We start from the raw sequence: 25,500 nt of genomic DNA on the forward strand, positions 1-25,500 counted from the left end.
GCAGGCCACGGGGGCAGACTGGGGCATGTGTCGCAACGAGCCGTTTCACCAGCCGCCCCGTCGTCCGCGGCGCCCGCGCCCTCCGTGCTGCTCGCCGAGGACGACCGGGCGATCCGGCACGCCCTCGAGCGGGCCCTGACCCTGGAGGGCTACACCGTCACCGCCGTCGCCGACGGCGTCGAGGCGCTTGCCGCCGCACACCGTGCCCGCCCCGACGTCCTCGTCCTGGACGTGATGATGCCCGGCGTCGACGGCCTCCAGGTCTGCCGCGTCCTGCGCGCCGAGGGCGACCGCACGCCCATCCTCATGCTCACCGCCCTCGTCGAGACCCCCGACCGCATCGCGGGGCTCGACGCCGGTGCGGACGACTACGTCGCGAAGCCGTTCGACGTCGAAGAGGTCTTCGCCCGCCTGCGCGCGCTCCTGCGCCGCACGGCCCCGCTGCCGGAGGAGTCGGCCGGCCACCGCATCGGCGTCGCCGATCTGCGCATCGACCCCGCCGCCCGCCGCGCCTGGCGCGGCACCCGTGAACTCGAGCTGACGCGCACGGAGTTCGACCTCCTCGAACTCCTCGCCCGCAACAGCGGAATCGTCCTCGACCACGCCACCATCTACGACCGCATCTGGGGCTACGACTTCGGCCCCGGCTCCAAGAACCTCGCCGTCTACGTGGGCTATCTGCGCCGCAAGGTCGACGAACCCGAGGGCCCGCCCCTCATCCACACCGTCCGGGGCGTCGGATACGTCCTGCGGGAGGGCTGAGATGCGGGACCGCGAGGACGCGGGGAGCAGCGCGGACACGGCCGTACCCGACGGCCGGCGTCCCGGACGGTGGCGGGCCCGGAGTCTGCGCACGACGCTCGCCATCGCGTTCGCCCTCGTCGCGGCCGGGGTCACCGCGCTGGTCGGCGTGCTGTCCTACGACTCCGCCGCCCGGCTCGTCCGCGTCGACCAGGAGGCCGTGTTCGACGAGGTCGTGCACGATCTGCGCGCGCAGGTGCGCCAACAGGCCCTGGTACCGGAGGACTTCACGTCCGCCGACCCGGACCACGACGGCCCGCGCGACGACCTGACCCGCCCCGTCGGCACCGACGTCCAGGTCCTCGGCCCCGGCGGCACGGTGATCGACAAGGGCAGCCCGCCGCTCCCGGTCGACTCCGACGCCCGCCGGACGGCCGACGCGGACACCGCCGGTGCCCATGTCGACGACGACGATGTGCCGGTCGGCGACGACGAGTACCGGATGGCGACGGTGGCGCTCGGCGACGGGCGCGGCGCGGTCCAGGTGGCTCAGGAGTTCAGCGACACCGAGGACCTGCTGCGGGAGTTGCAGAAGCGCACCCTGCTGTTCGCGGCCACGGTCGTCCTCGCGGCCGGGCTGTTCGGCTGGTGGCTGGCGCGCCGCATCACCTCGCGTCTCGTCCGCCTCGCCGAGACCGCCGAACACGTGGCGTCGACGGGGCGGCTCGATGTGGCCGTGCCGGTCACGGGCGGGGACGAGGTGGGCAGCCTGGGCCGCTCCTTCGACCGGATGCTCGGCCGGCTCGCCCGGTCCAAGGACGACCAGCGCCGCCTGGCCCAGGACGCGGGCCACGAACTGCGCACACCGCTCACCTCGCTGCGCACGAACATCTCCCTCCTGCGCCGCATCGACGAGCTGCCGCCCGCGTCCCGCGACGAACTGGTGACCGATCTCGCCGACGAGTCCCGCGAACTGACCGATCTGGTCAACGAGTTGGTGAATCTCGCGGCGGGCCACCAGGACGACGAGACGCCCGTCGAGGTGTCGCTCGCGGAGATCGCCGAGGACGTAGCGGTCCTGGCCCGCCGCCGCACCGGCCGCACGGTCACGGTCCGCGCGGATCCGGACTCGACGATCACGGGCCGCCCCACTCAGTTGCAGCGCGCCCTGACCAACCTGGTGGAGAACGCCGCCAAGTTCGACGCCGACGGCACCGCCCCCATCGAGATCGCCGTCACCCGTATCCCGGGCGCCGGGGTCCGCGTGGAGGTACTCGACCGCGGCCCCGGCCTCGCCGAGGTCGACTCGGCGCGCATCTTCGACCGCTTCTACCGGGCCCCGGCCGCCCGCAGCAGCCCCGGTTCGGGGCTCGGGCTCTCCATCGTGCGGGAGGTGGCGGCGGCCCACGGAGGTGTGCCGTTCGCGGCGCGGCGGGACGGCGGCGGAGCGGTGATCGGCTTCACGGCCCGCGAGGCGATCCAGGGCTGAGCCGCGGATCACCTCGTCACCTCACAGACTTTGGTGCTCCTTCTGCCGCAGCGGCTCGGCCGAACCGTTCACCGGCGGCGCCCAGTCGGGCTCCGGCCGCGAGGTGTGGGCGGCGCCGGAGTCGATGGCCCAGCGGGCGATCACGAACGACAGGGGCGTGGCCAGTACGCCTGCGGCCAGCGCGGTGATGTTCTTCTCCATCCCCAGGGAGTGCACACCGAGATAGAGGAGCGCGCCGCTGAACACCATGTTCACGAGGCTCGACAAGGGGAAGCGGAAGAAGCCCCGCCAGGTCGGCCTCGTGCGGCAGGTGACGTAGCTGTTCAGCAGGAACGAACCGACGACGCTGACCATGAAGCCGATGACGTGCGCGACCAGATAGGGGATCAGGCGGTTGAGCGACACGTACACGGCCATGTACACGGCCGTGTTGACGATTCCGATCAGACCGAACACGAGGAACTGCCGCAAGGTCCGCAGTCCGGCCGTTTCCCGAACCGGCGCCTTCGGTCGCACGATCGCGTCCACGGTGAGCGAAGGCTCGGTTCCGGGCGCGGGCACGGTGCCCACCCGGCGCGAATTCTCCTCGGTCTCCCGCACCACATAAGGCGGGCGGCGTTTCGTCTCGCCGTAGATCCGGCCGACGTATTCACCGATGACGCCGAGCGTGGCGAGCTGGATTCCGCCCAGGGCCACAATGACGATCAGCAGCGTGGCGAATCCGGGTACGTCCACTCCGTGCCTGATGACATTGGCGGCGATCCACAGCGCATAGGCGAACGCCGCGAAAGCGAGCCCCAGCCCCACATAGATGACCAACCGCAGCGGACGGCTGTTGAAGGAGATCAGGCCGTCGATCCCGTAGTTGAGGAGGCGTCGGCCGCCCCATTTCGACCGGCCCGCCGCACGGTTGACATTCTGATAGGTAAAACTGACGGTGTCGAAGCCGATCCAGGAGAAGATTCCTTTCGAGAACCGGTTCGCCTCCGGCAGGGCGAGCACCGCGTCGACCGCGCGGCGCGACAGCAGCCGGAAGTCCCCCTCGCCGTCGACGACATCCACGTCCATGCAGCGCCCCATGGCCTGGTAGTACGCCGAGCTGACGGTCCTGCGCAGCAGCCCCTCGCCGGAGCGGTCCCGGCGGGCGACGACCTGGTCGTAGCCGTGCCGGCGCAGTTCCAGCATCCGGTACAGCAGCCCCGGAGGATGCTGGAGGTCGGCGTCCATCAGGGCCACGGCCGCACCCCGGGACATACGCAGCCCCGCGAGCATGGCCGCTTCCTTACCGAAATTCCGACTGAAGGATGTATAGCGAACCCGGTTGTCCTCGGCCGCCAGAGCGCGGAGTTGGGCACGGGTGCTGTCGCGGCTGCCGTCGTCGACGTAACAGATCTCGAAGGAGCGCCCCGTCCCTTCCAGGACCTCCGTCAACGCACAGTGAAATGTGTTGATCACTTCTTCCTCATTGAAGCACGGCACGACAACTGAGATCTGGCACGCTTCCATTCGCCACCCCGGCAGGTGTGAGTCCAGCATTTGCGACTACGGCCACCACCATGACGCATCAGGTCAAGACAACGGTAAGAAGGCGCGGCCGAACGCGCCGGGATAAACCCCTACCGCGTTATCTTTCGAGCAGGCCGACCGGCGACACTCGACGCAGAAGGAGCCAGCCTGTGGTGCATGCACCGGAGAAGGCTGTTCAGGACCAGCACACCGATGTCCCGCCGCAATGGCGGAAGGCATGGTGGCGGACGGCCGCACCGCTGGGGCTGCTCTCCCTCCTACCGCTCGCCGTGCTCGTATTCGCCGCATGGAACGCGCGCCTGGTGCGTACCGGCGGGGACGACTGGTGCTTCCTGCCGGTGGTCCACGACGGCGGACTGGCCGCGATGGTCGGGAAGTTCTACCTCCACGACAACGGACGGGTCGTCAACGCCGTGCTGGTGTGGGCGTATGCGCGCTTCGGTGAGCCGGGGCAGCAGTGGTTCGCACCGGTCAGTGGCGTGCTCGTCCTCGCGCTCCTGTGGGCCTTCACAGCCGCCGTCCTGCACGCCGTACGGGTGCGGGTCCCCCGGGGTGTCCCGCTGCTGGTGGCGTCCATGGTGACGGCGCTGTTCCTCTTCGGATCGCCCAACACCTACAAGACGTTCTACTGGCCGGCCGCCTCCGTGTCCCACACCCTGCCCCCGGTGTTCGCCTGCGCGGCGGCCGTACCGGCGCTGCGGGCGACGTCACGGCGCGGCAAATACCTCGCGCTCGGCACCGTCGTCCTCGCGGGGGTGTCGCTGGGGCTCGTCTCGGAGGAGACGAGCGTCGTCGCCGCGACCGTCCTGGCGGGCGCGCTGCTGATCAGCGGACGTGTCTTCCCGGAAGCACGGCGGCGGTTCCTCCGCCTGTGCTGCACGGCCGGCATCGCGAGCATCGTGATCGGCACGCTGATCCTCTACACCTCCCCCGGCGCCTCACGCCGCCGCGAGCGCAAGCACGCGTCGACGCTGTTCACCCCCGACTCGCTGCTGGGCGCCCTGCACGGATTCGGCGAGATCGCCGCGACGGTGCTCACGACCTGGTGGTACCTGGGAGCCGTCGTCGTGGGCGTCATCCTGGGAGTGCTCACCCCGGGCGTCGCGGGCCGTGTCCCGGCCGCGAGGAAGTACGGGCCGGTCCTGGTCGCGGGGGTCGGCGCGCTGCTCGTGTCCGGCTACGTGTGCACGGCCATCACGTACCCGGTGTTCAAGCACCACGTGGTGTCGTCGACCCGCCTGTGGAACGACTACCTGCTGCTCTACCTCCTGCTCCTGGTGTTCGTCGGCACTCTCGCCGGGCACGCAGCGCGGGACCGGGTGCCGCGGACGACACCCGTTCTGGCGGCCGGTGGCCTGTTGTACGCCGCCGTCTGCGTCGCCCTGGCGGTGTCACTCGCGGGCCTCGCGACCACCATGCAGACGCATGCCCGCGACTGGGACCGGCAGGATCGCTGGATGCGCGCTCAGGCAGCGGCCGGCGCCCAGGTCCTGCCGTACAAGCGGCTCCCGCAGAGCAGGATGACCGAGCCGTTCCGCCATGGCGGGAAGGCGAAGTGGCCCGCTTCCTGCATTGCCACCTACTACGGCGTCCAACACATCGAGCAGGCCCACAAGCTGCCGTGACTCAGCCCGTCCGCCCGGCCTGGGCGAGGAGGCGTCGGGCCCGGTCCAGGACGGGCTTGTCGACCATCTGTCCTTCGACGGTGGTGACAGTGTCACCCGCGGCAAGCACGGATCGCGCCCAGGCCAGTTCGGCGTCTCTGGGAGTGAACCCCGCTGCCACGGCGGGGAGTTGGGCCGGATGGATGCACAACTTGCCCGCGAATCCGAGGCGGCGGCCGTGCGTGACATCGGCGTCGAGGGTGTCCGCGTCCCGTACGGACGTGGTGACACCGTCGACCGACGGACACAGGCCGGCGGCCGCGGCCGCGAGCACCACCTGGGACCGGGCGTGTGCCAGCGCGAGGTGGTCGTCGTGCGCGACGCCGAGGTCGGCGGCGAGGTCCACGTTGCCGAAGCCGAGGCGCACCACGCCCTGCGCCTCTGCCACCTCGTGGGCGCGCAGTACCCCGCGCGCGGTCTCGATGAGGGCGATGAGCGGGCAGCGGCCGGCCGTTCGCGCCGCGATCTCCGAAAGGGCCGCCGGATCCTCGGACTTGGGCACCATCACCGGGCAGCCGTGTTCCGCCGCCACGGCCAGGTCGGCCTCGGACCAGGGAGTGCCCGGGGCGTTGACACGCACGACCGGCCGGTGCCCCGCGGCCAGCCAGGCGGCGACATGCGTACGGGCCTCGTCCTTGTCGGCCGGGGCGACCGCGTCCTCCAGGTCGATGATGACGAGATCGGCGCCGGAGGCGTGCGCCTTGGCGTAGCGGTCGGGGCGGTCGCCGGGGACGAAGAGGAAGCTGCGCGCGGCCGCGATCGCCTCGCGGGTACTGGGAGCGCCCGTCATACGAACGTCACCTCCGCGGACGCGTGCCGCGCCTCCCGGTGCGTGGCGACGCCCAGTTGGGCGCCCCGGCCGTCCTCCGCCGGCGTCCCGGTGGCCAGCAGATGTTCTCCCGCGAAGACGGGTCGGTGCAAACGGTACGAGAGCGAACCCACCTGTCGTTCGGGCGCGTTGCGGCGCACGAGGTCCAGCATCAGCAGCGCGAGCAGCGGTCCGTGGACGACAAGGCCGGGGTATCCCTCGACGTCGCGGCAGTACGGGGCGTCGTAGTGGATGCGGTGGGCGTTCGCGGTCAGCGCGCTCACCCGGAAGAGCTGACGCTCGTCGGGCTGTGCCCGCAGCTGCCAGGGGGTCTCGGAGTGCGGGACGGTCGTGCTGTCGGCCACGGTGGGGTGGCCGGCCGCCGCGCTGCGTCCTGAGCGGTAGACGATGTCCTGTTCCTCGACGAGGCAGGTGCGGCCGGCCTGGCGGAACTCGCGGCGTTCGGTGACGAAGAGCAGCTCGCCGCTGCGGCCGCTCTTGGGTGTGACGGAGGCGAGGCCGCAGACGCGTTCGGCCGGTTCACCGAGGCGCAGCGGCTCCTCGACGCTCACACGGCCGCCCGCGAACATGCGCTGCCGATCGGGGATCGGCGGCAGGAAACGGGCGTCGGCGAGGTGTCCGTCGGGGCCGAGTTCGCTCTGCGCCGGCCACTCCAGGAAGTACAGCCACTGCCACAGCGGGGGCAGGGCGTCACCCGCCTTCGCTGCCGGTTCGGGTAGATCGAGAACGGCCGAGAGGGCGGCGGCCGGGCCCGGGGGCAGGGCGTCCTCGTCGGTCGTCGCGGAGGGCGCCCAGGACTCCACGTAGGAGCCGAGGGTGGGTGTGGAGGCGGCGGGTTCCATGGTGGGGATTTGCCTTCCGTTGAGGGGCGGGTGTCACGCCGTGGTCGTGGCGGAGGGCTCGGCGGGGGCGGCCGAGGTGCCCGGTTCGGTCTCCAGGTGGGAGTCGCGGGACGGCTCGCGCACGAGGAGCGTGGCCAGCAGCGTGAGGGCGACGCATCCGGTCACGTACCAGAAGAACACGGTCTCGTGGCCGTTCTGTTTGAGGGCCAGCGCGATCGGCTCGGTCAGTCCGCCGAAGGTGGCGGTGACGAGGGCGTGCGGGAGGCCGACACCCAGGGCGCGCACCTTGGTGGGGAACATCTCGGCCTTGACGATGGCGGCGAGGGCCGAGTACCCGGTGACGAACGCGAGGGCGAGGGTCATCAGGAGGAAGGCGACCCACGGGTTGCCGGTGTGTCCCAGGAAGGTCATCACCGGGACCGTGAGCACCATGCAGCCGATCGAGAAGCCGAACATGACGGGGCGGCGGCCCACCCGGTCGGACAGCGCGCCGACCAGCGGCTGGAGCAGCATGTACACGAAGAGGGCCGCGAAGCCGATGACCGTCACGGTCGACTTGGGGATGCCCGCGGTGTTCACGAGGTACTTCTGCAGATAGGTGGTGTACGTGTAGAAGGCGACGGTGCCGCCGATGGCGAGGCCGAACACGGCGAGCAGCTGGCGCGGGTACTCCTTGAACAGGGCGACGAGCCCCTTGCGTTCGCCGTCGGTGGCGCGTGCCTGTTCCTTCTGGAAGTGCTCGGACTCCTCCATGGTGCGCCGCAGGTACATGACGGTGAGACCGGCCACCGCGCCGACGACGAACGGGATGCGCCAGCCCCAGCTCGCCAACTGGGCCTCGGTGAGCACGTTCTGGAGGACGATCGCCACGAGCAGCGCGGAGAGCTGGCCGAGCACGATGGACACGTACTGGAAGCTGGAGTAGAAGCCGCGCCGCCCGGGCGGTGCCACCTCGGAGAGATACGAGGCGCTGGAGCCGAACTCGCCGCCGACGGACAGCCCTTGGGCCAGACGTGCCACGACGAGCAGGGCGGGCGCCCACAGGCCGATGACGTCATGTCCCGGCGACAGGGCGATGACGAGCGATCCGGCGCTCATCAGCAGCACGGAGAGGGTGAGCGCCCGCCGTCGGCCGAACCGGTCCGCGTAGGCGCCGAGCAGCCAGCCACCGAGCGGCCGCATCAGGAACCCGACCGCGAACACTACGGCCGTGGACAGGAGTTGGGCGGTCTGGCTGCCTTCCGGGAAGAACACCGGCGCGAAGTAGACGCTGAAGGTGGCGTAGGCGAACCAGTCGTACCACTCGATGAGGTTGCCCAGACAGCCGCGCACGACGTTCGCGGTGACGCGGGAGGGTGGGCTGGGGGCCGGTGTCTTGCTCATCCGTGGCGTCTCCGTACTCAGTGCTCGATACGAGGTGGTCGGGCGGCTCAAAACGCCACTCATCATGAGCGCTGATGCGGGATGCGGAACAATAGAAAATGGTGATGCTCCCATGCGTCGGGAGCATGGGAGTCCCTGCGCCGGGAGCATGGGAGGCCGCAGGCGCCGCATCCCCGCGGACGGCCTTACCCCGGCGCCTTGTCGAGGAAGTCGAGAACCGCCTCGGCAGATTGTCCGGCGGTGTGAGCCGGTCCTGGTCGCCGTGGAGGATGAGCGTGGGCGCGGTGATGTGCGGCAGGGCGTCCCATGCATCGTGCCGGTTGCTGGCGCGCAGGTGGCCGCGGCCAGCGCGCGGCGCACGTCGGCGTCGCGCTCCCATGGAGGTGCCGTACAGGTCGGTGCGCTCGATCCCGAGGGCGTCGAGCACGGCGATCACGTCGTCCGCGAACTGCCGTGTGGAGTAGCCCTCGCGGGCGTGGTGGCTTCGAGCTGGTGGATGTCCGGCATGGTTCTCCTGGGGCGCTGTTCGTGGAAGGTGTCGTGGTCGTTGGGGGTCACTGCTGATGTCACTGCTCCCCCGCCGCTCCGTCCTCCGCCTCGGGGAGCCGAGCCGAGGGCCACCTGCCGTTCTCCACTGCGGCGTTGACCTGGCGCACCAGTTCCTGCGCGACGACGTTCACGGCGGGTGGTGTGCGGCCGGTGCGGGGTGTGCCCAGCACGATGGAGCGCCACGCGGCGGGCTCGCACAGCGGCGCGGCGCTGAGCTCGCCGGCCGCGACGTCCTCGGCGATGCCCACGCCCGGCAGGATCGTCCAGCCGTGTCCGGCCCGGGCGAGTTGTTTCTGTACGGGCATCGAGTTCGTCTGCGCCGCGACCTCGATGCGGGCGCCCGCGCGGGCCGCGGCCGATTCGATGAGCGCGCGCAGCGCGTGCCCGGACGTCGGCATCACCAGCGGGCGCGCCGCCGCCTCGGCGAACGGAACGGGGCGCTCGGCCCGGAGCCCGGCCGCCGGCGGGGCCGCCACCCACAGCCGCTCGCGCACCAGGGGCCGTACGTTCAGGGAGGGCGCACGGTCGAGGTTGTAAAGCAGCGACAGATCGAGGTCGCCGTCGTCGAGCCACTGCTGAAGATGGCCCGAGTACGCGGTCATCACCCGCAGCTGCACGCCCGGATGGGCCTCGCGCATGGCCGTCACCAGTGGTTCCGCGAGCAGCTCGAGGGTGCTCTCCAGCAGGCCGACGGTCACGATGCCGGACACCTCGCCGGGCGTGGGCCGCACCTCCGCGCGGGCGCGCTCCAGCTCGTGCAGCGCCCGCCGGGCCCGCTCCACGACGGCCGCTCCGGCCTCGGTGGGCCGCATGCCCTGCCGGGTCCGCTCGAAGAGCGGGACGCCCAACTCCTCCTCCAGGGTGCGGATCTGGCGGGTGACGGCGGGCTGCACGAGGTGCAGGACCGTCGCGGCACGCGTGACGCTGCCCACCTCGGCCACCGTCACCAGCGCCTTGAGCTGTTTGATGTCCATCGCGCCCCGCCCCTCGCCTGCCATCCGCGCCGCGCATGACGGCATCACAATTTGCTATTTCCCGAGCATTGCCATGAAGACCCATGATGTTAGTCGTCACGGAACGGCCGCCCGCCGGCCACCCCGTGCACGTCACATGCCCACCCCCGCTCCTGGAGGTCACCGCATGACCGGGACGACCGACCGTGCCGCCGCACCGCCGCAGCATCCCCTGTCCGGGATCACCGTCGTCAGCCTCGAACAGGCCGTGGCCGCCCCCTTCGCCACGCGCCAATTGGCCGACCTCGGCGCCCGCGTCATCAAGGTGGAGCGGCCCGACGGCGGCGACTTCGCCCGCCGCTACGACTCCACGGTGCACGGCGAGTCGAGCTATTTCGTCTGGCTGAACCGCGGCAAGGAGTCGCTCACGCTGGACGTGAAGTCGCCGGCCGGGCGCGAACTGCTCGACGAACTCCTCGCGGACGCCGATGTGTTCGTGCAGAACCTGGGCCCGGGCGCCGCCGCCCGCCTGGGCCTCGACGCGGCCACGCTGGCCGCCAAGTACCCGCGCCTGATCCCGTGCACCGTCTCCGGCTACGGCACCAGCGGCCCCTGGGCCGACCGCAAGGCGTACGACATGCTGGTGCAGTGCCAGACCGGTCTCGTCTCGCTCACCGGCACGGCCCAGGAGGCCGCGAGGGCAGGCGTGTCGATCGCCGACATCGCCGCCGGTATGTACGCCTACACCGGCATCCTCACCGCCCTGTTCACCCGCGCGACCACGGGTGTCGCGCGCGCGGTGGAGGTGTCACTGTTCGAGGCGCTCGCGGAGTGGATGGGCCAGCCCGCCAACTACACCCGCTACGGCGGTACCCAGCCGCCGCGCATCGGCACCCAGCACGCCACCATCGCCCCGTACGGCGCCTACACCGCACGGGACGGCAAGCAGATCCTGATCTCCGTACAGAACGAACGCGAGTGGCGCGCGCTGTGCGAACAGTTCCTGAAGCTGCCCGAGTTGACCGCGGACCCGCGCTTCGCCACCGGCTCCGACCGCGTCGCCCACCGTGACGAGCTGAACGTCCTCATCGCCGAGCGCTTCCAGCAGTGCGAGGGCGGCGACGCGGCCGAGGCGCTCGACGCGGCGGGCATCGCGAACGCGGGCGTCAACGACGTCGCCGAATTCCTCGACCACCCGGTGCTCGCAGGACGCGGGCGCTGGCACGAGGTCGGCACGCCCGGCGGCCCCGTACAGGCGCTGCGACCCCCGGCCGATCTGGCCGGAATCGATCCCCGGATGGACCCGGTTCCCGCCCTCGGCGAGCACACCGAACGCCTCCTGAAGGAGCGGGGACGCACCGCCGAGCAGATCGCGGGCCTGCGCGCAGCGGGCGCGATCTGACACTCCCCCTCCCCCGGACACAGCGACAAGACAGCAAGCAAGCAGAGGAGAAGGCCCGTGAGCACCCTGGACGCCCTGGACAGCGACGAGCGGTTCGTCGTCGAGACCGTGCACGACTTCGTCGACAAGCAGGTCAAGCCGGTCGCACAGGAGTTGGAGCACGCCAACACCTACCCGGAAGCCCTCATCGAACAGATGAAGGACATGGGTATCTACGGGCTCGCCGTCCCGGAGGAGTTCGGCGGCACCCCCGTCTCCATGCCCGCCTATGTCCTGATCACCGAGGAGCTCGCGCGCGGCTGGATGAGCCTCGCGGGCGCCATGGGCGGGCACACCGTCGTCGCCAAGCTGCTCACCCTCTACGGGACCGAGGAGCAGAAGGCGGCGTATCTGCCCCGCATGGCCACCGGCGAGCTGCGCGCGACGATGGCGCTGACGGAGCCGGGCGGCGGCAGCGACCTGCAGGCGATGCGCACCACGGCCCGCCGCCAGGACGACGGCACCTATGTCGTGAGCGGCTCCAAGACGTGGATCACCAACTCCCGCCGCTCCGGCCTCATCGCGCTGCTGTGCAAGACCGACCCGGACGCGACGCCGACCCACCGGGGCATCTCGATCCTGCTCGTCGAGCACGGTCCTGGGCTCACCGTCTCCCGCGACCTGCCCAAGCTGGGCTACAAGGGGGTCGAGAGCTGTGAGCTGTCATTCGACGGATACGTCGCCGCCGCCGGCAGTGTCCTCGGCGGGGCGGAGGGCAAGGGGTTCGGCCAGATGATGAAGGGTCTTGAGACCGGCCGTCTTCAGGTCGCCTCGCGCGCCCTCGGCGTCGGCCGTGCCGCCCTGGAGGACTCGCTCGCGTACGCGCAGGAGCGGGAGTCGTTCGGCAAGCCGATCTGGCAGCACCAGGCGATCGGCCACTATCTCGCCGACATGGCCACCAAGCTCACCGCGGCCCGCCAGCTGACCCTGCACGCGGCCCGGGAGTACGACGCGGGCCGTCGGGTCGACATGGAGGCGGGGATGGCGAAGCTGTACGCGTCCGAAGCGGCGATGGAGATCGCCCTCAACGCCGTCCGCATTCACGGCGGTTACGGATACTCCACCGAGTACGACGTCGAACGCTACTTCCGCGACGCGCCGCTGATGATCGTCGGCGAGGGGACGAACGAGATCCAGCGGAACGTGATCGCGGCTCAGCTCGTCAAGCGAGGGGGCCTGGACGCGTGAGCGGCGCCCAGGTGTAGCGCACGCGCACACCGTGGTCCCGGAGCCAGCTGGTCTCTCTGTGCCGGAGTTCGTGCGCGGACTCCGGCGCGATGGCGCAGGGCCAGCGGACGAGGACCGCGGTGACATCGCCGGTCTGGACCAGCTGCCGCACCCGCCGCCAGCCGGTGCGCCGGGCCGGATCGGGCTCCCCGTAGGTGTCGGTGACGACCTCGGCGATCGTCAGACCGCGCTCCTGGGCGAACGCGCGGCCTTCGGTCTGCGCGCACTGCGTGGCTGTCCCTGACACTTCCGGGGACCGGTCCGCACATACGTACAGCACGGCGGGTGAAGCGGTTTCGCAGTGGGGGGTCATGGGCGCCTCCTGTAGGTGGCTCGAGGAGAATGGATTCCTCGCCGCGCGAGGGTGAAAGGGCGGGGCCGCGCGGCCCCTACCGGTCTCCATGGACTCAGGAAAAGGCCGTCAACTCGGCCCAGACGACCTTTCCTTCGGCCCGCGACGAGCGCGCGGAGCCCCAGCGGTTCGCGAGCTGCTGGACGAGGAACAGGCCTCGCCCGCCCTCCTCGCCGGGACCTGCGCGGTGCTCGGTCGGCTGTACCGGGGTGGGGCTGTCGTCGTGCAGTTCGATGCGCAGATTCCGCTCGTCGCCGGTCAGCCTGAGGCCGCACAGGACGTGATCGCTGTCCGTGTGCAGCAGCGCGTTCGTGGTCAACTCGGAGATCAGCAGCACCGCGTCGCAGCAGGTGTCGCCGGGCACCCCCCAGGATCGGAGCCGCTCGCGCACGGTGTCGCGAGCGGCTCTCGCGCTCGTGCGCAACGCGGGCAGTCCGAACCAGTACTCCCGGCCGGGCGCGGTGGCGGCTAAGACGGGGGACGACGCCGGGGTCAGGGGCGTGGGGAGAGTCACGAATGTCGCCTTCCAGTGCCTTCCGCGGGGCGAGCGCGGTGTGGGGGTGCGGGCTACAGCTCGAGCTGTGAGAGGCGCGGGCCCAGGCGGACGCCCGGCGTTGGCATGCCGACGACGACGGCAGCACCGCGCGCCCCCTCCGGGCCGGATGCTGCGTCAGAGCCGTGCCGTGACCGCTCACAGTGCAACTATGCGCGTGATCGTGCTCACGCTGCAACCGACTCCCTGATAATTTCAGCAAGCGGGGTATCACTCTGGCGTCATCATCAAGTCACTGCAAGAATGGTCTTGTTGATGAAGCTTCAGGGAGGTAGGGCGTGAGTGAGGCCCGTTCTGGTACCAGCGCGCCGACAGTGCTGCGCATGATCCTCGGCCGCAGGCTGCAGGACATGCGACTGGCTGCCGGTGCCTCGCTGGAGGACGCGGCGAAGGCACTGCGCGTGAAGACCCTGACGATCCGCCGGCTGGAAAAGGCCGAAGTAGCGCTGAAGCCTCTCTATGTGGAGAAGCTCCTGGAGACCTTCGGCGCGGGCCGCCAGGAGATCGACGAGTTCGTCGACCTGGCCGAGCAGGCCAACGAGCCGGGCTGGTGGCACTCCTACCGGGACGCCGTCCCCAGCTGGTTCACCGCCTACGTCAGCCTGGAGACCGACGCCAAGACCCTGCGCACCTACGAACCCCAGTACGTCACGGGCCTCTTGCAGACCCCCGACTACGCGCGCGCGGTGCTGCGCGGCGGCCTGCCGAACGGCAGCGAGGAGGACCTCGAGCGCCGTGTCGCGCTGCGGCTGCGCCGCCAGGGCCTGCTGGAGAAGGAGGACGCCCCCACGTTGTGGGTGGTCATGGAAGAGGCCGTCCTGCACAAGGAGGTGGGCAGCGCCGACGTGATGCGGGAGCAGATCGAGCGCCTCCTGGACGTGTCCGAGCTCGCGCACATCAGCCTGGACATCGTGCCCTTCTCCGCGGGCGCACATGTCGGGGCGTGCGCCCCGTTCACGTACTTCCGGTTCGAGGAACCAGAGCTGCCCGACATCGTCTACAGCGAACTCCTGTCCGCATCCGTCTATTTGGACCAGCGCGCGGACGTGGTCGCCCATCTTGAGGCGCATTCGCGTTTGGCGCTGCTGACGTCGTCGGATGACAGCAGGGCGCTCTTGAACCGTATGCGCAAGGAGTACTCAACATGACGGTCGTCGAAGAGGGCGTCTACAACGGGATGCCGGCCCGCAACCTCGGGGAGCAGGGCTGGGAGCGCCCCTGGAGCGGGCCCAACGGCGGGCAGTGCGTCGAGACGAAGCTGCTCGCCGACGGCCGCGTGGCCGTGCGGCAGTCGACCGACCCGGCAGGCCCGGCGCTGATCTACACGCCGGAGGAGATCGCCGCGTTCGTCCGCGGCGTCAAGCAGGGCATGGCCGATCACTTGGCCGCCGGATGAGCCGGCGGCCTGCGGGACGGACACCGACACCGATACGGTTCCCGGCCTGTGGACCGAGAACCACACCTACGAAGGGGAGCACATGACCACCAGGCAGTCCGGCCGGGACCTCGACACGAGCAAGGCCCACTCGGCCCGGATGTACGACTACTTCCTCGGTGGCAAGGACCACTTCGAGGTCGACAAGGAGGCGGCCATGGTCGCCGCCAAGGCCCACCCCGGCCTGCCTGTCACCGCCCGCGAGAACCGCGCGTTCATGCACCGGGCGACCCGCGTCCTGGCGCAGGAGCACGGCATCCGCCAGTGGCTCGACATCGGCACGGGCATCCCCACCGAGCCCAACCTGCACCAGGTCGCCCAGTCCCTCGTGCCCGAGGCCCGCGTCGTGTACGCCGACAACGACCCGCTCGTCCTCAAGTACGCCGAGCGCCTCATGCGCAGCACGTCCCAGGGGCGCACGGCCTACATCGAAGCCAATGTCACCGACCCCGACTCGCTCCTGGACGCCGTGCAGGACGCCGAGGTCCTGGACTTCACCAAGCCCATCGCGCTGTCGCTCAACGCGCTGATGCACTTCGTCACCGACCCGCACGACCCGTACGCCATCGTGCGCCGGCTGCTCGAACCGCTCCCGGCGGGCAGCGCCCTCGCCATGAACCACTGCACGCCCGACTTCGACCCCGAGACGTGGAACGGGGTGGCGGAGGCGTACACCAACTCCGGGACGCCGGTGCAGTTCCGCTCGCACGCCGACGTCCGCCGCTTCTTCGACGGTCTCGACCTGATCGAGCCGGGCATCATCTGCTGCCACCGCTGGCGCCGCGACAACCCCGAGGACGGGACCGAGATCGCGGACGCCGAGATCAGCCTGCTGGCGGGCGTGGGCATCAAGCGCTGAGCGGGGCCGGGCCGTTGGCGCCGGCCGGTGTGAACCGTACGCGCGGCCCTCAGCCGCGCCGGTTCCTCCGGTACCGGCGTGCCAGCACCAGTCCTCCCACCACGACCACCGCACCGCCCGCGACCGCCCCGCCGATGGCGAGCGGGGAGGTCCGCTCACGGCCGTCGATATCGGTCCGCAGCGCGGCGCTGTCGTTGCCATGGGTGCGGTCGTACTTGCCGACGACGCGGACCGTGCCGCGCGCACCGGGCACGTCGTCGTCGATGCGGATGCGGACGGTCACGGTCGTGCGTGCCCCTTCACGGCCGTCGATCTGCTCGAACGCCTCGCTGCCCAGGCCGCAGCGCCACGCGCGGGAGCCCTTCGCCGGGCGTTTGCACGCGTCGTCGATCGGGTCGCCGTCCACCATGTAGGGCGTTCCGGTGATCGTGGTGCCCTCGGGCGGGACGATCTCGACGCGGTCCGGGTTGATGCCGGGCAGCTTGCCCCCGTTGACGTTGCGCGCGCCGATGCGCACCTTGACGGTCTCGCCGACCCTTCCGCGGACGGGTCCCTCGACGATCGGCGCGTAGTCGACCTGCGCGGTGCCGCGCACGATGAGTGAGCCCCAGGCGTTTTTGTGGACACCGCTCTTGATGTCACTGGTGGGAACGCGTTCGAGCTTCAGCTCCGGGCCGCTTCCCCGGTGCGGGTAGGCCGCCTTGTCCCGTATCGCATAAGGCAGTTGGTAGCGGACGCTCTCCGCGGGCATGTCCGCGTCCAGGTGGCCTGCCATCGGCCGGGCGATCCGCCAGGCGCTGTGCGGCGGCAGTGGCGTGTCGAACTCGCACCAGACGAGTTCGCTCCCGTTCAGCTCCTGGTCCCTGGTCTCGTCCTTGGTGTCCGGGTACCAGCAGTTGCGGTACTTCTGGTCCACCGTCAGATGGCGGCCGTAGGTGCTCATCCGCAGCGCGAACCGCTCGACCGGCCAGTTGCTCTCGTTGGCGAGGCCCGGCCGCAGTTCGACCGGCGCCCCTGGCTTCACCAGACCGGGCACCCGCTCCACTCCGATGGAGGTCAGGTCGGGCGGCTGCACCTCCATCCGCATGTCGGCCCGCACCGACGCGGCGTTGTCGGCGCGCGCGGTGATGTGCACGGTCCCACCGTCCCCCGGGGCTGCGCCGTCCTCGCCGCGCAGGTAGAACGGGCTGAAGTGCGTCGCGTAGCGCAGGGAGCGCGGGTCGAAGCGGCAACGGAACACGTCGGCGTCCCCCGTGCAGCGATGCCCGGGAGTCATCGTGCCGACGCCCTTCAACTCCCGGGCGTCCACGGTGATCTCGACGTTGCGGGCCACACCGCCGTGCGGTTGCACGAGCATCCTGGGGGCCTCGAACCGCGCTGCGGCGCCCTCATCGGCGTCGTAGAGACCGGACGCCTCGGGCACGTCCATCGTGAGCCGAACCTGTCCGTCCGGGCCCTCCGCGGCGAGGACCGGCGCCGCCGCCCCGGTCGCGGTCAGCAGCGCCCCGGTCACCAGTGCCGCGACCCGCCCACCGAAGCGCCGGCCCTGTCCGCGTATCCGCAATGCCACTCCCCCGTACTCGGTCCTTCACCGGACCCCTTGGTCGACGGGGCCTCGAAGGCACCCTACGAGAGGCCTTCCGGGTCACTGCGAACCGGTCCGTGCGACCGATGACTTTCGGCGTCCCGGACAGTCCACCCCTGCGTACGACCGAACAGCGCGCAAGCGCCCCACCGTCCGGAGGCCCCATGTCCACCACCGGCAACGCCCTGCCGCCCGTCGTCGACCGCGTCACGTGGGAGAAGGAACTGGCGGCGCTGCGGGTCCGTGAGAAGGCAGCCACGCGGGAGCTCGACGCCATCGCGGCGCAGCGGCGCCGGCTGCCGATGGTCGAGCTGCCCGACTACGTACTGGAGGGCGAGGACGGGCCGGTGCGGCTCGCCGAAGTCTTCGGTGAGCAACCGCAGTTGATCGTCTATCACCACATGTGGCACGAGGGCGCGGAGTGGCAGTGCGGCGGCTGCACCGGCTTCACGTCACAGTTCACGCGGCTCGCGGGGCTCGAGAAGTTCGACGCCCGCTTCGTGATCGTCACGCAGGGGCCGATCGACGAAGCGCTCGCGTACCGGCGCAAGGTCGGCAACACGATGACGTGGTACTCCACCGCGAACAGCGAGTTCGGCGCCGACCTCGGCGCACCGCCGAACGCCGGGTTCGCGGTCAATGTGTTCCTGCGCGACGGCGACACCGTGTACCGCACCTGGCACACCGACGGCCGCGGAACCGAGCAACTGAGCTATCTGTTCGGCCTGGTGGACCTGCTGCCGTACGGTCGGCAGGAGGAGTGGCAGGACTCCCCCGCGGGTTGGCCCAAGTCGCCGACCTACAGCCGGTGGGCGTCACCGCAGGAGATCGCGGAGGCGTACGGCGAGCGCGGCTGAGGTCAGGCGTCCTCGACGCCGAGCACGCGGTGCACGGTCTGCTGGGCTTCGTAGAAGTCGGTGTCGGAGACGTTCGGGTCGTCCTCGGTCTGCTCCAGCCATTCCGACATCTCGTCGGGCGACCAGCGGTCGAAGTCCTTGGGGATGTCCAGTGTCGTGGTGTTCATGCGCAGCCGGGCGACGGCTGTCGCTTCCTCAACGCCGATCGTGTTCACTTCGGTCATCGCGCCCCTCCCATCGGGTCTTCACGGGATCGGACCGGCGACCTTGCCAGACGCGCCCCGGGAGTGTCCAACCGCGACGTCACGCACAGTGAGGAGCGGGCACCGAGTCCTCGCCGGAGTGCCCGATTGACCTCCGGAAACGGTCACCCGTGGTGCTCCGCGCCGCCGCGTACGACGAGGACCGGGCAGTCCGCGTGGTGGAGCAGTGCCTGACTGACCGAGCCCATGATCAGCCCCTTGAAGCCGCCCCGGCCCCGGGCGCCCACGACGATCATGCGGGCCTCCTTGGACGCCTCGATCAGGACCGGGCGCACCCTGCCCTCGAGCAGCCGCCGCTCCACGGAGATGTGCGGGTGCGCGGCGAGACCGGGGGCGAGGGCGTCGGTGAGGGTCTGTCCGGCCTGCTTGCGCAGTTCGCTGATGTTGGACACGAGCGGACTCAGCGCGCCGTGGTGGTCCGGGCCCTCGGCGGACCAGGTGTTCCAGACGTGCAGGGCGAGCAGTCCGGTGCCACGGCGCTCGGCCTCGCCGAACGCCGCTTCGACCGCGGCCCGCGCGTCGCCCGACGAGTCGACGGCGACGGCGATGAGACCGTCCGCGTCGGCCCGCCCCCGCACGACGAGGACGGGGCACTCGGCGTGGGCGGCCAGGTACACCGCGACCGAGCCGATCAGCAGCCCCGTGAAGGCGCCCAGGCCGCGGCTGCCGACGACGACCAGGTCCGCCTCCTTCGAGCGGGCCGTCAGAACGGTCAGCGCCTCACCCGTGACGACCTCGCCCTCGACGTCGGCGAGGTCCGGCTCCGCCGCGCGGGCGTGCTCGACGGCCGTCGTCACCACGGTGTCGGCCTGTTCGCGCAGCGCTTGCGCGGCCGCGGCGAGCCCGGCGGCGCGCATGTGCGGCCAGACGAACGCGTGCACGATACGCAGCCCGAGGCCGCGCTCCCGCGCCTCCCGGGCCGCGACCGACACGGCCTCCAGACTCGACTCTGACCCGTCGGCCCCGACCAGCACATGGCCTGCCATGCGTGCACTCCCTGTCGTTCCCTGTCACCGTTCACGGCCGTTTTCGCGGCCCGGTTCCAGCGTGACCCGGCCTGCCGGGCGGCGCACGACGAGTCCTCGTCGGCCGGACCCCCGCCGCACCGTCGACACCCCATTGCCCTGGCCGAACCAGTGGTGTCACCATTGGTTCATAAATCGTTGGTCCATCAATCGGTTCGAGCCCCGGGGAGCACACATATGGCACGCACAGCGCGGTGGATGGCGGGCGGCACGGCGGTCGCGGCCGCCGGGGCCGGCATGGCCTGGCTGTGGCGGCACCAGGAGGAGGTCGCGTTCCGGCGGCCCATGAACGAGTGGACGTTCACGCACATGTCGACGGTGCTGCCGGTGGCGGACGTGCCCGCCGCCGCGCAGGTGCGCACGCTGCCCTCGGGTGACATGCCGTCTGGATTCACGTACGAGTTCCGCGGCACGCGCCGCACCCTGGACGAGTTGCACGCGCGGACGCACACCACGGGGTTCGCCGTCCTGCACCGCGGACGGCTCGTGCACGAGAGCTATCCGGGCCGGTTCGGCGGGCCCGCCCGCCGCTTCCAGCTCTTCTCGCTCACCAAGTCGGTGACGTCGGTGCTGCTCGGCATCGCCCTGGCGGAGGGCACGGTGGGCTCGCTCGACGACAAGGTGGTGACGTACTGCCCCGAGCTGGCCGGGTCGGCCTTCGACGGGCCGACGATCGCGGATCTGCTCGACATGACGAGCGGGGCCGGCGGCGTCGAGGACTACGAGGACCCGCAGGCACCCGTCAACCGTCTGATGCGGGCCGTGACCGGCCGTGGCTCGATACTCGACGTGGTCCGTTCTCTGGACACCGGTGCGGCCCCCGGCACGTTCTTCAACTACTCGACCCTCGACACTCAGGTCCTCGGCTGGCTGGTCGAGGCCGCCACCGGCATGCCCCTGGCCCAGTACGCCTCCGAGCGGCTGTGGAGCAGGATCGGCGCGGAGACGGCCGCGTACTACGGGCTTTCGCGCAGCCGTCCGCGGACCGCCGTCGGCGGCGGGTCGTTCAATGCGACGGTGCGGGACATGGCCCGGGTGGGGCTGCTCATGGCGCGCGGCGGGGCCGTCGACGGGGAGCAGATCGTCCCGAAGGAGTGGGTCGAGCGTGGACGCGGGAGCGAAAAGGAGATCCTGCGGCCGGGAGCGCTCAGCGAGTTGTACCCCGCGCACTACGGCTACGCGAACCAGTGGTGGACGCTCGGCGGCGAGCACCGCGCGTTCACCGGTCTCGGCATCTACGGGCAGTTCCTGTGGGTGGATCCGGTGGCGGACGTCGTCGTGGTGAAGACGAGTGCCTGGCCCGTGGCCGAGGATCCGGACCGGGACGCCGAGACCGTGGCGGCGTTTTCCGCCCTGGTCACCCACCTCGCCACGGCGGAGTGACGGGGCGGGCCGGTGCATAGGATCGATGCCATGACAGACCACGGCGGCAGCACGCCGGCACCGGCCGCCCGCACCGCCCGGCGCGGCCGGCCACCGTCCACCGCCCTCAACCGGGACCGGATCCTGGACGCCGCCCGCACCCTCCTCGCACGTGAGGGCCCCGACGCCCTCACGCTGCGACGCCTCGGCGCCGAGCTCGGCTCCAACCACACCGCCGTGCTGCGCCACTTCTCCGGCAAGGAGGAGATCCTCCTCGGGCTCGCCGAGCAGCTGATCGAGGAGGCGGTCACGGGGTACGAGCCGACCGACTCCTGGCGCGAGACCCTGGCCGGCCTCGCCCGTCGCGTACGCGGTGCCTGCCTCACCCACCCGCAGGTCGCCGCCGCCGTGGCCGGCCGGGTCTCGCGCCGTGACGCCGAGTTCCGGGGTGCGGATCTCGTCATCGGCGCGCTGCGGCAGGCCGGTTTCGGTGACCGTGAGGCCGCCCGCTACTACCGCGCGCTCGCCGACACCGCCCTCGCCATGGGCGCGCAGGAGGCGGCCGTCGCCGCGCTGGACAGCGCGGCCCGGGAGGGCGACCGGCTGGCGTGGCGGCGCGAGTACCTGGCCGTGTCGCCGACCGCCTATCCGCACCTCGCGTCGGTCGCCCCGCACCTGGCCGAGGCGGACGAGGACGACCAGTTCGAGACGGTCCTCGGGCTGCTGCTCGACGCGGTGGAGTCGCGGGCGCCGCACCCGCAGTAGGGCGCGGCGGCGGACGGCCCCGTCAGTGAAGCGTGCTCATCGCCTCGGCGACCTCCCCGACGTCCGCGTCGGGGATCGCGGTGGCGGCCTCCTCGAGGACGAGCAGACGGGCCCCGGGGATCTCCCGTGCGATCGCCTCGCCGTTGCCCACGGGGAAGAACGGGTCGCGGCGGCCGTGAACGACGAGCGTGGGGACCGCGATCCCGGGCAGCCGCTCACGCCAGCGGGGCGTGCAGTCGAGCCTGGAGAACACCATGCCCAACTGGTTGGCCATCTGGACCTGGGGCGCGCTGCCGGGCGTGCGGTCCCAGACGCGCGCGGCCACCGAGCGGGCGGCCACAGGGTCGTTGCCGAGGATCTCGGCGCCGCCGGCGGCGAACTCCGCGACCGCCGCACGGTCCGCCCAGTCGGGCATCGGCCGCGAGAACAGCCGGCCCATCGTCGCCCGGTCGTGGTCGGGAAGGTCGTCGTCGGGCGGGCCGGGGGCCACTGCGCGCGTGCCGACCAGGGTGAGCGCCGAGAACGCGTCCGGATGATCGAGCGCGGCCACCTGCGCGACCATCCCGCCCACGCCGATCCCCCCGAGGTGCGCGGGTCCGCCGCCGAGCGCCTCGACCAGCGCGGCCGCGTCGGCGGCCAGGTCACGCAGCGTGTAGTCGGGTGCTTCCGGGTCCCCGGTCGTCGACTCCCCGCTGTCGCGCAGGTCGTAGCGCACCACGCGGTGCCCGCTCGCGGCGAGGCGCTCGCACAGTGCGTCGGGCCAGGACAGCATCGTCGTCCCGCCCGCGAGCAGGACGAGGGGCGCGTCGTCGGCGCCGAACGATTCGATACCGAGAGCGATGTCATTGGCTTTGACGGTGGTCATACCAGGGCAGACCCCGTCCGCCTCCCGAATTCATCGCTCGGCGGGCGGCGGGCGGTGCGGTGGCTGACGCGCGGAGGCTCTTCCGGGCGCTGTGGATGCCCGTGCGGTTTTTCCCGGTCCGACGGCACACCGCGCGAGGGTACGGCGCGGGACGCGGTCCGGCGGGCGTACCCGTTCCTGGACGCGATGTGGGACGCCAACCGCCCCAGCGAGCGCGACCAGCTCGAGACGGCGGTTCAAGGAGTGGACAGGGGCTCGGCGACGATGGCCGTCGAACCCCTGTCGGTCTCAGTGGAAGACCCGCTCCACGAACGCGTCGAGGTTGCCGCGCAGGCGCTCGATCTGCTGCTCGACAGTGAGGTACTCCTCCATGCGCCCGCCCGGCGCCGCCTTCTTCCTGCCCCGTACGTACAACGAGCAGTCCAGGTCGGTGCAGATGTAGCGGCCCACCGAGTTGCCTTCGCGGCCGGCCGGGCCCGCCTTGGGGGCGGTCATCAGGGAGACGCCGCTGCCGGGATGCGTGGTCAGGCACAGCGAGCACATGCTGCGGCGCAGGAAACCGCGGTTGCCGGAAGCGGAGCGCAGGGACAGGCCGACGAGCTCATCGGCGCGTTCGACGACGAGATATCTGCGATCCGGCGCGGACAGATCGAACCAGCCCAGGAAGTCCAGGTCGTCCCAGTGGTCGAGGTCCGCCAGGTTCTTGGGCAGGGGGAGGCGTTTGGCCTCGCCCTTCGAGCAGTTGACGAACGAGGTACGGATGTCGTGCTCGGTCAGGGGTTTCATGGAGAGTCCTTCGAGGGGGTGGGGTGGACGGTGACGGGACACGGCCCCGGCCCGCTAGGCCGGTGCGTCGTTTCCGGCGTGCTTCGGTGTCTTGAGCCGTACGGTGAGGCCCGCTACCAGGGCGGCGAGCAGCAGGACGCCCGCCGAGCACCGGTAGGCGACGGAGAAGCCGTGCACCATGCCCTCGTTGAGGGTCGCGCCGCCGTGGGCCGGATCGTGCACGTGCGAGTGGACGTAACGGCTGGTGGCGCCGGTGGCGATGGTGTTGAGCAGTACGGTGCCCAGCGAAGCGCCCATCTGCTGAACGGTGTTGAGGGCGGCCGAGGCCACACCGGCGTCCTGCGCGGGCACGCCGGCGGTGGCCGTCGCGTAGACCGGCATGAAGGTCAGACCCATGCCCAGACCGAGCAGCAGCAGGGCGGGCAGCACGTGCGGGAGGTACCGCGCATGCACGGTCAGGCCGCTGAGCAGCACCATGCCGGCGGCGGCCAGCACCATCCCGGACGACATCAAGGTGCGTGGTGCCGTGCGTGGCAGCAGGCGGGCCGCGATCTGGGTCGCGCCGATGACGATGCCGGCCGAGATCGGCACGAAGGCCAGGCCCGTCCGCACCGGCGGGTAGCCGAGGACGACCTGTAGGTAGTACGTCAGGAACAGGAAGACGCCGAACATGCCGATGGTGGCCAGGCCCATCGTCGCGAACGATCCGGCCCGGACACGGTCCTTGACGATGCGCAGCGGCAGCAGCGGGCTCGCCGCGCGGCTCTGCCACCACACGAAGGAGGCGAGCAGGATCACGCCGGCCACGAGCGGCATGAGCACCGCCGGGCTGGTCCAGCCGCGAGGTTCGGCCTCGCTGAAGCCGTACACGAGGGCGACGAGCCCGCCGCAGCCCAGCAGCGCGCCGGGCACGTCCAGGTGCCCGCCCCGGCGGCCGGAGCGGTCGCGCAGGAAGGCCGGTGCGCCGAGCAGGGCGGCCAGCGCGATGGGCACGTTGACGTACAGGGACCAGCGCCAGTTCAGGTACTCGGTCAGCAGACCGCCCACGATCAGCCCGACCGCGCTGCCGCCGCCGGCCAGCGCACCGTAGACCCCGAACGCCCTGGCCCGCTCCTTGGGGTCGGTGAACGTCGTCGTCAGCAGCGACAGGACCGAGGGCGCCAGGACCGCCGCGAACGCACCTTGCAGGGCCCGCGCCACGAACAGCATCCCGGGACCGGCCGCCGCGCCGCCCAGCGCGGAGGCCGCGGCGAACCCGGCCAGGCCGATGACGAAGGTGCGCTTGCGGCCCACCAGATCGGCGATCCGGCCGCCGAGCAGCAGCAGCCCGCCGAAGGCCAGCGTGTAGGCGGTGATCACCCACTGCCGGTCGGCATCCGACATGCCGAGAGCGTGCTGGGCGGAGGGCAGCGCGATGTTCACGACGGTGCCGTCAAGGATCACCATCAGCTGGGCGAGGGCGATGACGGCCAGCGCCCACCAGCGCTTCGGATCCGGTGTCGGTGACGGAGTCGGAGTCGCGGCGGGAGCCTCGCCGTCCGGGGAACGGTCGACGGCCGTGGAAGGCGCGGACGGGAGGGATTCCCCTCCGGGACGTTTCTTGCTCATGGAGATCACGCACGTTTCGTGTCGAAGTGCTGTCGAGACAGCCGGCCAGGGACGGTCGCAGTGGTGGCGACGGGCCGGTGTACGCAGCGCGGGACACGGCATGGCGACAGGGCAGCGGGAACCGCGGACAGCACCCGGGGCCTGCCTCACCAGCTGCGTGTCAACTCACACCGGCGCTTTTGCCGGTCGTGAGGCGGAGAGTGCCGAGATCACGGTGACCAGCAAAAGAAGGGCCCGTCTTCGGGCGCGCGCCCCCGCGGCCCGAGCGGCGACGAACCGCGCAGGCCAGGACATCTCGTGCCGCGGCATCTCAGGAAGATGCCGCGGACAAGAAACGAGAAGGGGGAAGAGTTACCGCGCGCCGCAGAGGAGGGAGGGCACACGGCCGGAGGCAACTATGGCCGCAACGCATTCAGCACGGTCCATGTCTCTCGCCTCCTTCCGGGCAGGGCACGCGGTGCGTGTCGACGCCGAGCGCGCCGAACGGGGCGGCAGAGAACCTGCCGCGCGAAATCCCGGACACGATATCCCATCGGCTCC

General features: G+C 71.1%; 24 protein-coding genes and 1 pseudogene. 11 read left to right on the forward strand and 14 right to left on the reverse strand.

Features of this window, described 5'->3' with window-relative positions:
- Positions 1 to 84 precede the first annotated feature (84 nt).
- Both ACOKM3_RS02615 and ACOKM3_RS02620 read left to right on the forward strand, forming a co-directional pair.
- The gene (locus ACOKM3_RS02615) at positions 85 to 762 is read left to right on the forward strand and encodes a response regulator transcription factor (RefSeq protein ID WP_426906677.1); all 678 of its coding nucleotides are present in this window, start codon (positions 85 to 87) and stop codon (positions 760 to 762) included.
- Between the two features lies 1 nt (position 763).
- Entirely contained in the window at positions 764 to 2,230 is a 1,467-nt protein-coding gene (locus ACOKM3_RS02620; RefSeq protein WP_426896446.1) for a sensor histidine kinase, read from the forward strand.
- Between the two features lie 21 nt (positions 2,231 to 2,251).
- Here the strand turns inward: ACOKM3_RS02620 and ACOKM3_RS02625 are convergent, their stop codons facing one another.
- A complete protein-coding gene (locus tag ACOKM3_RS02625) occupies positions 2,252 to 3,736 on the reverse strand; it encodes a glycosyltransferase (RefSeq protein WP_426896448.1) in 1,485 nt (494 codons plus the stop codon).
- A 170-nt stretch (positions 3,737 to 3,906) separates the two neighbouring features.
- Here ACOKM3_RS02625 and ACOKM3_RS02630 point away from each other — a divergent pair, with 170 nt between their 5' ends.
- Complete coding sequence (locus ACOKM3_RS02630; RefSeq protein WP_426896450.1) at positions 3,907 to 5,382, forward strand: DUF6056 family protein; 1,476 nt, start codon at positions 3,907 to 3,909, stop codon at positions 5,380 to 5,382.
- Position 5,383: 1 nt separating this feature from the next.
- Here the strand turns inward: ACOKM3_RS02630 and ACOKM3_RS02635 are convergent, their stop codons facing one another.
- The 5 genes and pseudogenes from ACOKM3_RS02635 to ACOKM3_RS02655 form a co-directional block, all read right to left on the reverse strand.
- Entirely contained in the window at positions 5,384 to 6,211 is an 828-nt protein-coding gene (locus ACOKM3_RS02635; RefSeq protein WP_426896452.1) for an HpcH/HpaI aldolase/citrate lyase family protein, read from the reverse strand.
- Positions 6,208 to 7,092 carry an HTD2 family dehydratase gene (locus ACOKM3_RS02640; protein WP_426896454.1) on the reverse strand — a complete coding sequence of 295 codons (885 nt, stop codon included), beginning with the start codon at positions 7,090 to 7,092 and terminating at the stop codon, positions 6,208 to 6,210. The genes ACOKM3_RS02635 and ACOKM3_RS02640 overlap by 4 nt, the downstream gene beginning before the upstream one ends.
- A gap of 33 nt (positions 7,093 to 7,125) precedes the next feature.
- Positions 7,126 to 8,475 carry an MFS transporter gene (locus ACOKM3_RS02645; protein ID WP_426896455.1) on the reverse strand — a complete coding sequence of 450 codons (1,350 nt, stop codon included), beginning with the start codon at positions 8,473 to 8,475 and terminating at the stop codon, positions 7,126 to 7,128.
- A 223-nt stretch (positions 8,476 to 8,698) separates the two neighbouring features.
- A pseudogene (locus ACOKM3_RS02650) lies at positions 8,699 to 8,938 on the reverse strand (alpha/beta fold hydrolase); the annotation flags it as partial.
- A 103-nt stretch (positions 8,939 to 9,041) separates the two neighbouring features.
- Positions 9,042 to 9,998 carry a LysR family transcriptional regulator gene (locus ACOKM3_RS02655; protein ID WP_426896456.1) on the reverse strand — a complete coding sequence of 319 codons (957 nt, stop codon included), beginning with the start codon at positions 9,996 to 9,998 and terminating at the stop codon, positions 9,042 to 9,044.
- A 166-nt stretch (positions 9,999 to 10,164) separates the two neighbouring features.
- On the opposite strand from ACOKM3_RS02655, the gene ACOKM3_RS02660 reads away from it, so the two are divergent.
- On the forward strand, positions 10,165 to 11,379 hold the full coding sequence (locus ACOKM3_RS02660; protein WP_426896458.1) for a CaiB/BaiF CoA transferase family protein: 1,215 nt from the start codon (positions 10,165 to 10,167) through the stop codon (positions 11,377 to 11,379).
- 57 nt (positions 11,380 to 11,436) lie between these two features.
- Positions 11,437 to 12,606: an acyl-CoA dehydrogenase family protein gene (locus ACOKM3_RS02665; protein ID WP_426896460.1), complete on the forward strand. Its 1,170-nt coding sequence runs from the start codon at positions 11,437 to 11,439 to the stop codon at positions 12,604 to 12,606.
- On the opposite strand, the gene ACOKM3_RS02670 is transcribed toward ACOKM3_RS02665, so the two are convergent.
- Both ACOKM3_RS02670 and ACOKM3_RS02675 read right to left on the reverse strand, forming a co-directional pair.
- Positions 12,581 to 12,958: a recombinase family protein gene (locus ACOKM3_RS02670; protein WP_426896463.1), complete on the reverse strand. Its 378-nt coding sequence runs from the start codon at positions 12,956 to 12,958 to the stop codon at positions 12,581 to 12,583. The genes ACOKM3_RS02665 and ACOKM3_RS02670 overlap by 26 nt on opposite strands.
- 94 nt (positions 12,959 to 13,052) lie before the next feature.
- Positions 13,053 to 13,421 carry an ATP-binding protein gene (locus ACOKM3_RS02675; protein WP_426896465.1) on the reverse strand — a complete coding sequence of 123 codons (369 nt, stop codon included), beginning with the start codon at positions 13,419 to 13,421 and terminating at the stop codon, positions 13,053 to 13,055.
- A 407-nt stretch (positions 13,422 to 13,828) separates the two neighbouring features.
- On the opposite strand from ACOKM3_RS02675, the gene ACOKM3_RS02680 reads away from it, so the two are divergent.
- From ACOKM3_RS02680 to ACOKM3_RS02690, 3 genes are all read left to right on the forward strand, one after another.
- Positions 13,829 to 14,698: a helix-turn-helix domain-containing protein gene (locus ACOKM3_RS02680; RefSeq protein ID WP_426896467.1), complete on the forward strand. Its 870-nt coding sequence runs from the start codon at positions 13,829 to 13,831 to the stop codon at positions 14,696 to 14,698.
- The gene (locus ACOKM3_RS02685) at positions 14,695 to 14,946 is read left to right on the forward strand and encodes a DUF397 domain-containing protein (protein WP_426896469.1); all 252 of its coding nucleotides are present in this window, start codon (positions 14,695 to 14,697) and stop codon (positions 14,944 to 14,946) included. The genes ACOKM3_RS02680 and ACOKM3_RS02685 overlap by 4 nt, the downstream gene beginning before the upstream one ends.
- An 82-nt stretch (positions 14,947 to 15,028) precedes the next feature.
- On the forward strand, positions 15,029 to 15,844 hold the full coding sequence (locus ACOKM3_RS02690) for an SAM-dependent methyltransferase (protein WP_426896471.1): 816 nt from the start codon (positions 15,029 to 15,031) through the stop codon (positions 15,842 to 15,844).
- A 49-nt stretch (positions 15,845 to 15,893) separates the two neighbouring features.
- Here ACOKM3_RS02690 and ACOKM3_RS02695 read toward each other — a convergent pair whose 3' ends face one another.
- The gene (locus ACOKM3_RS02695; protein WP_426896473.1) at positions 15,894 to 17,408 is read right to left on the reverse strand and encodes a hypothetical protein; all 1,515 of its coding nucleotides are present in this window, start codon (positions 17,406 to 17,408) and stop codon (positions 15,894 to 15,896) included.
- Between the two features lie 185 nt (positions 17,409 to 17,593).
- Between ACOKM3_RS02695 and ACOKM3_RS02700 the strand changes: the two genes are divergently transcribed.
- Positions 17,594 to 18,286, forward strand: coding sequence for a DUF899 domain-containing protein (locus ACOKM3_RS02700; protein ID WP_426896475.1), 693 nt, complete (start codon positions 17,594 to 17,596; stop codon positions 18,284 to 18,286).
- Positions 18,287 to 18,288: 2 nt separating this feature from the next.
- Here ACOKM3_RS02700 and ACOKM3_RS02705 read toward each other — a convergent pair whose 3' ends face one another.
- Both ACOKM3_RS02705 and ACOKM3_RS02710 read right to left on the reverse strand, forming a co-directional pair.
- A complete protein-coding gene (locus ACOKM3_RS02705) occupies positions 18,289 to 18,510 on the reverse strand; it encodes a hypothetical protein (RefSeq protein WP_426896477.1) in 222 nt (73 codons plus the stop codon).
- Positions 18,511 to 18,653: 143 nt separating this feature from the next.
- The gene (locus ACOKM3_RS02710) at positions 18,654 to 19,535 is read right to left on the reverse strand and encodes a universal stress protein (protein ID WP_426896479.1); all 882 of its coding nucleotides are present in this window, start codon (positions 19,533 to 19,535) and stop codon (positions 18,654 to 18,656) included.
- A 216-nt stretch (positions 19,536 to 19,751) separates the two neighbouring features.
- Here ACOKM3_RS02710 and ACOKM3_RS02715 point away from each other — a divergent pair, with 216 nt between their 5' ends.
- Together ACOKM3_RS02715 and ACOKM3_RS02720 are read left to right on the forward strand one after the other, a co-directional pair.
- A complete protein-coding gene (locus ACOKM3_RS02715) occupies positions 19,752 to 20,957 on the forward strand; it encodes a serine hydrolase domain-containing protein (RefSeq protein ID WP_426896480.1) in 1,206 nt (401 codons plus the stop codon).
- 30 nt (positions 20,958 to 20,987) lie between these two features.
- Positions 20,988 to 21,701 (forward strand): TetR/AcrR family transcriptional regulator, encoded by a 714-nt coding sequence (locus ACOKM3_RS02720; protein WP_426896482.1) that lies wholly within the window; start codon positions 20,988 to 20,990, stop codon positions 21,699 to 21,701.
- Positions 21,702 to 21,723: 22 nt separating this feature from the next.
- On the opposite strand, the gene ACOKM3_RS02725 is transcribed toward ACOKM3_RS02720, so the two are convergent.
- The 3 genes from ACOKM3_RS02725 to ACOKM3_RS02735 form a co-directional block, all read right to left on the reverse strand.
- The gene (locus tag ACOKM3_RS02725) at positions 21,724 to 22,566 is read right to left on the reverse strand and encodes an alpha/beta fold hydrolase (protein WP_426896484.1); all 843 of its coding nucleotides are present in this window, start codon (positions 22,564 to 22,566) and stop codon (positions 21,724 to 21,726) included.
- Between the two features lie 288 nt (positions 22,567 to 22,854).
- Positions 22,855 to 23,352 (reverse strand): FBP domain-containing protein, encoded by a 498-nt coding sequence (locus tag ACOKM3_RS02730; RefSeq protein ID WP_426896486.1) that lies wholly within the window; start codon positions 23,350 to 23,352, stop codon positions 22,855 to 22,857.
- Positions 23,353 to 23,406: 54 nt separating this feature from the next.
- Positions 23,407 to 24,960 carry an MFS transporter gene (locus ACOKM3_RS02735; protein ID WP_426896487.1) on the reverse strand — a complete coding sequence of 518 codons (1,554 nt, stop codon included), beginning with the start codon at positions 24,958 to 24,960 and terminating at the stop codon, positions 23,407 to 23,409.
- Positions 24,961 to 25,500 lie beyond the last annotated feature (540 nt).

The organism is Streptomyces nidicola (assembly GCF_050106155.1).
Lineage (GTDB): Bacteria > Actinomycetota > Actinomycetes > Streptomycetales > Streptomycetaceae > Streptomyces.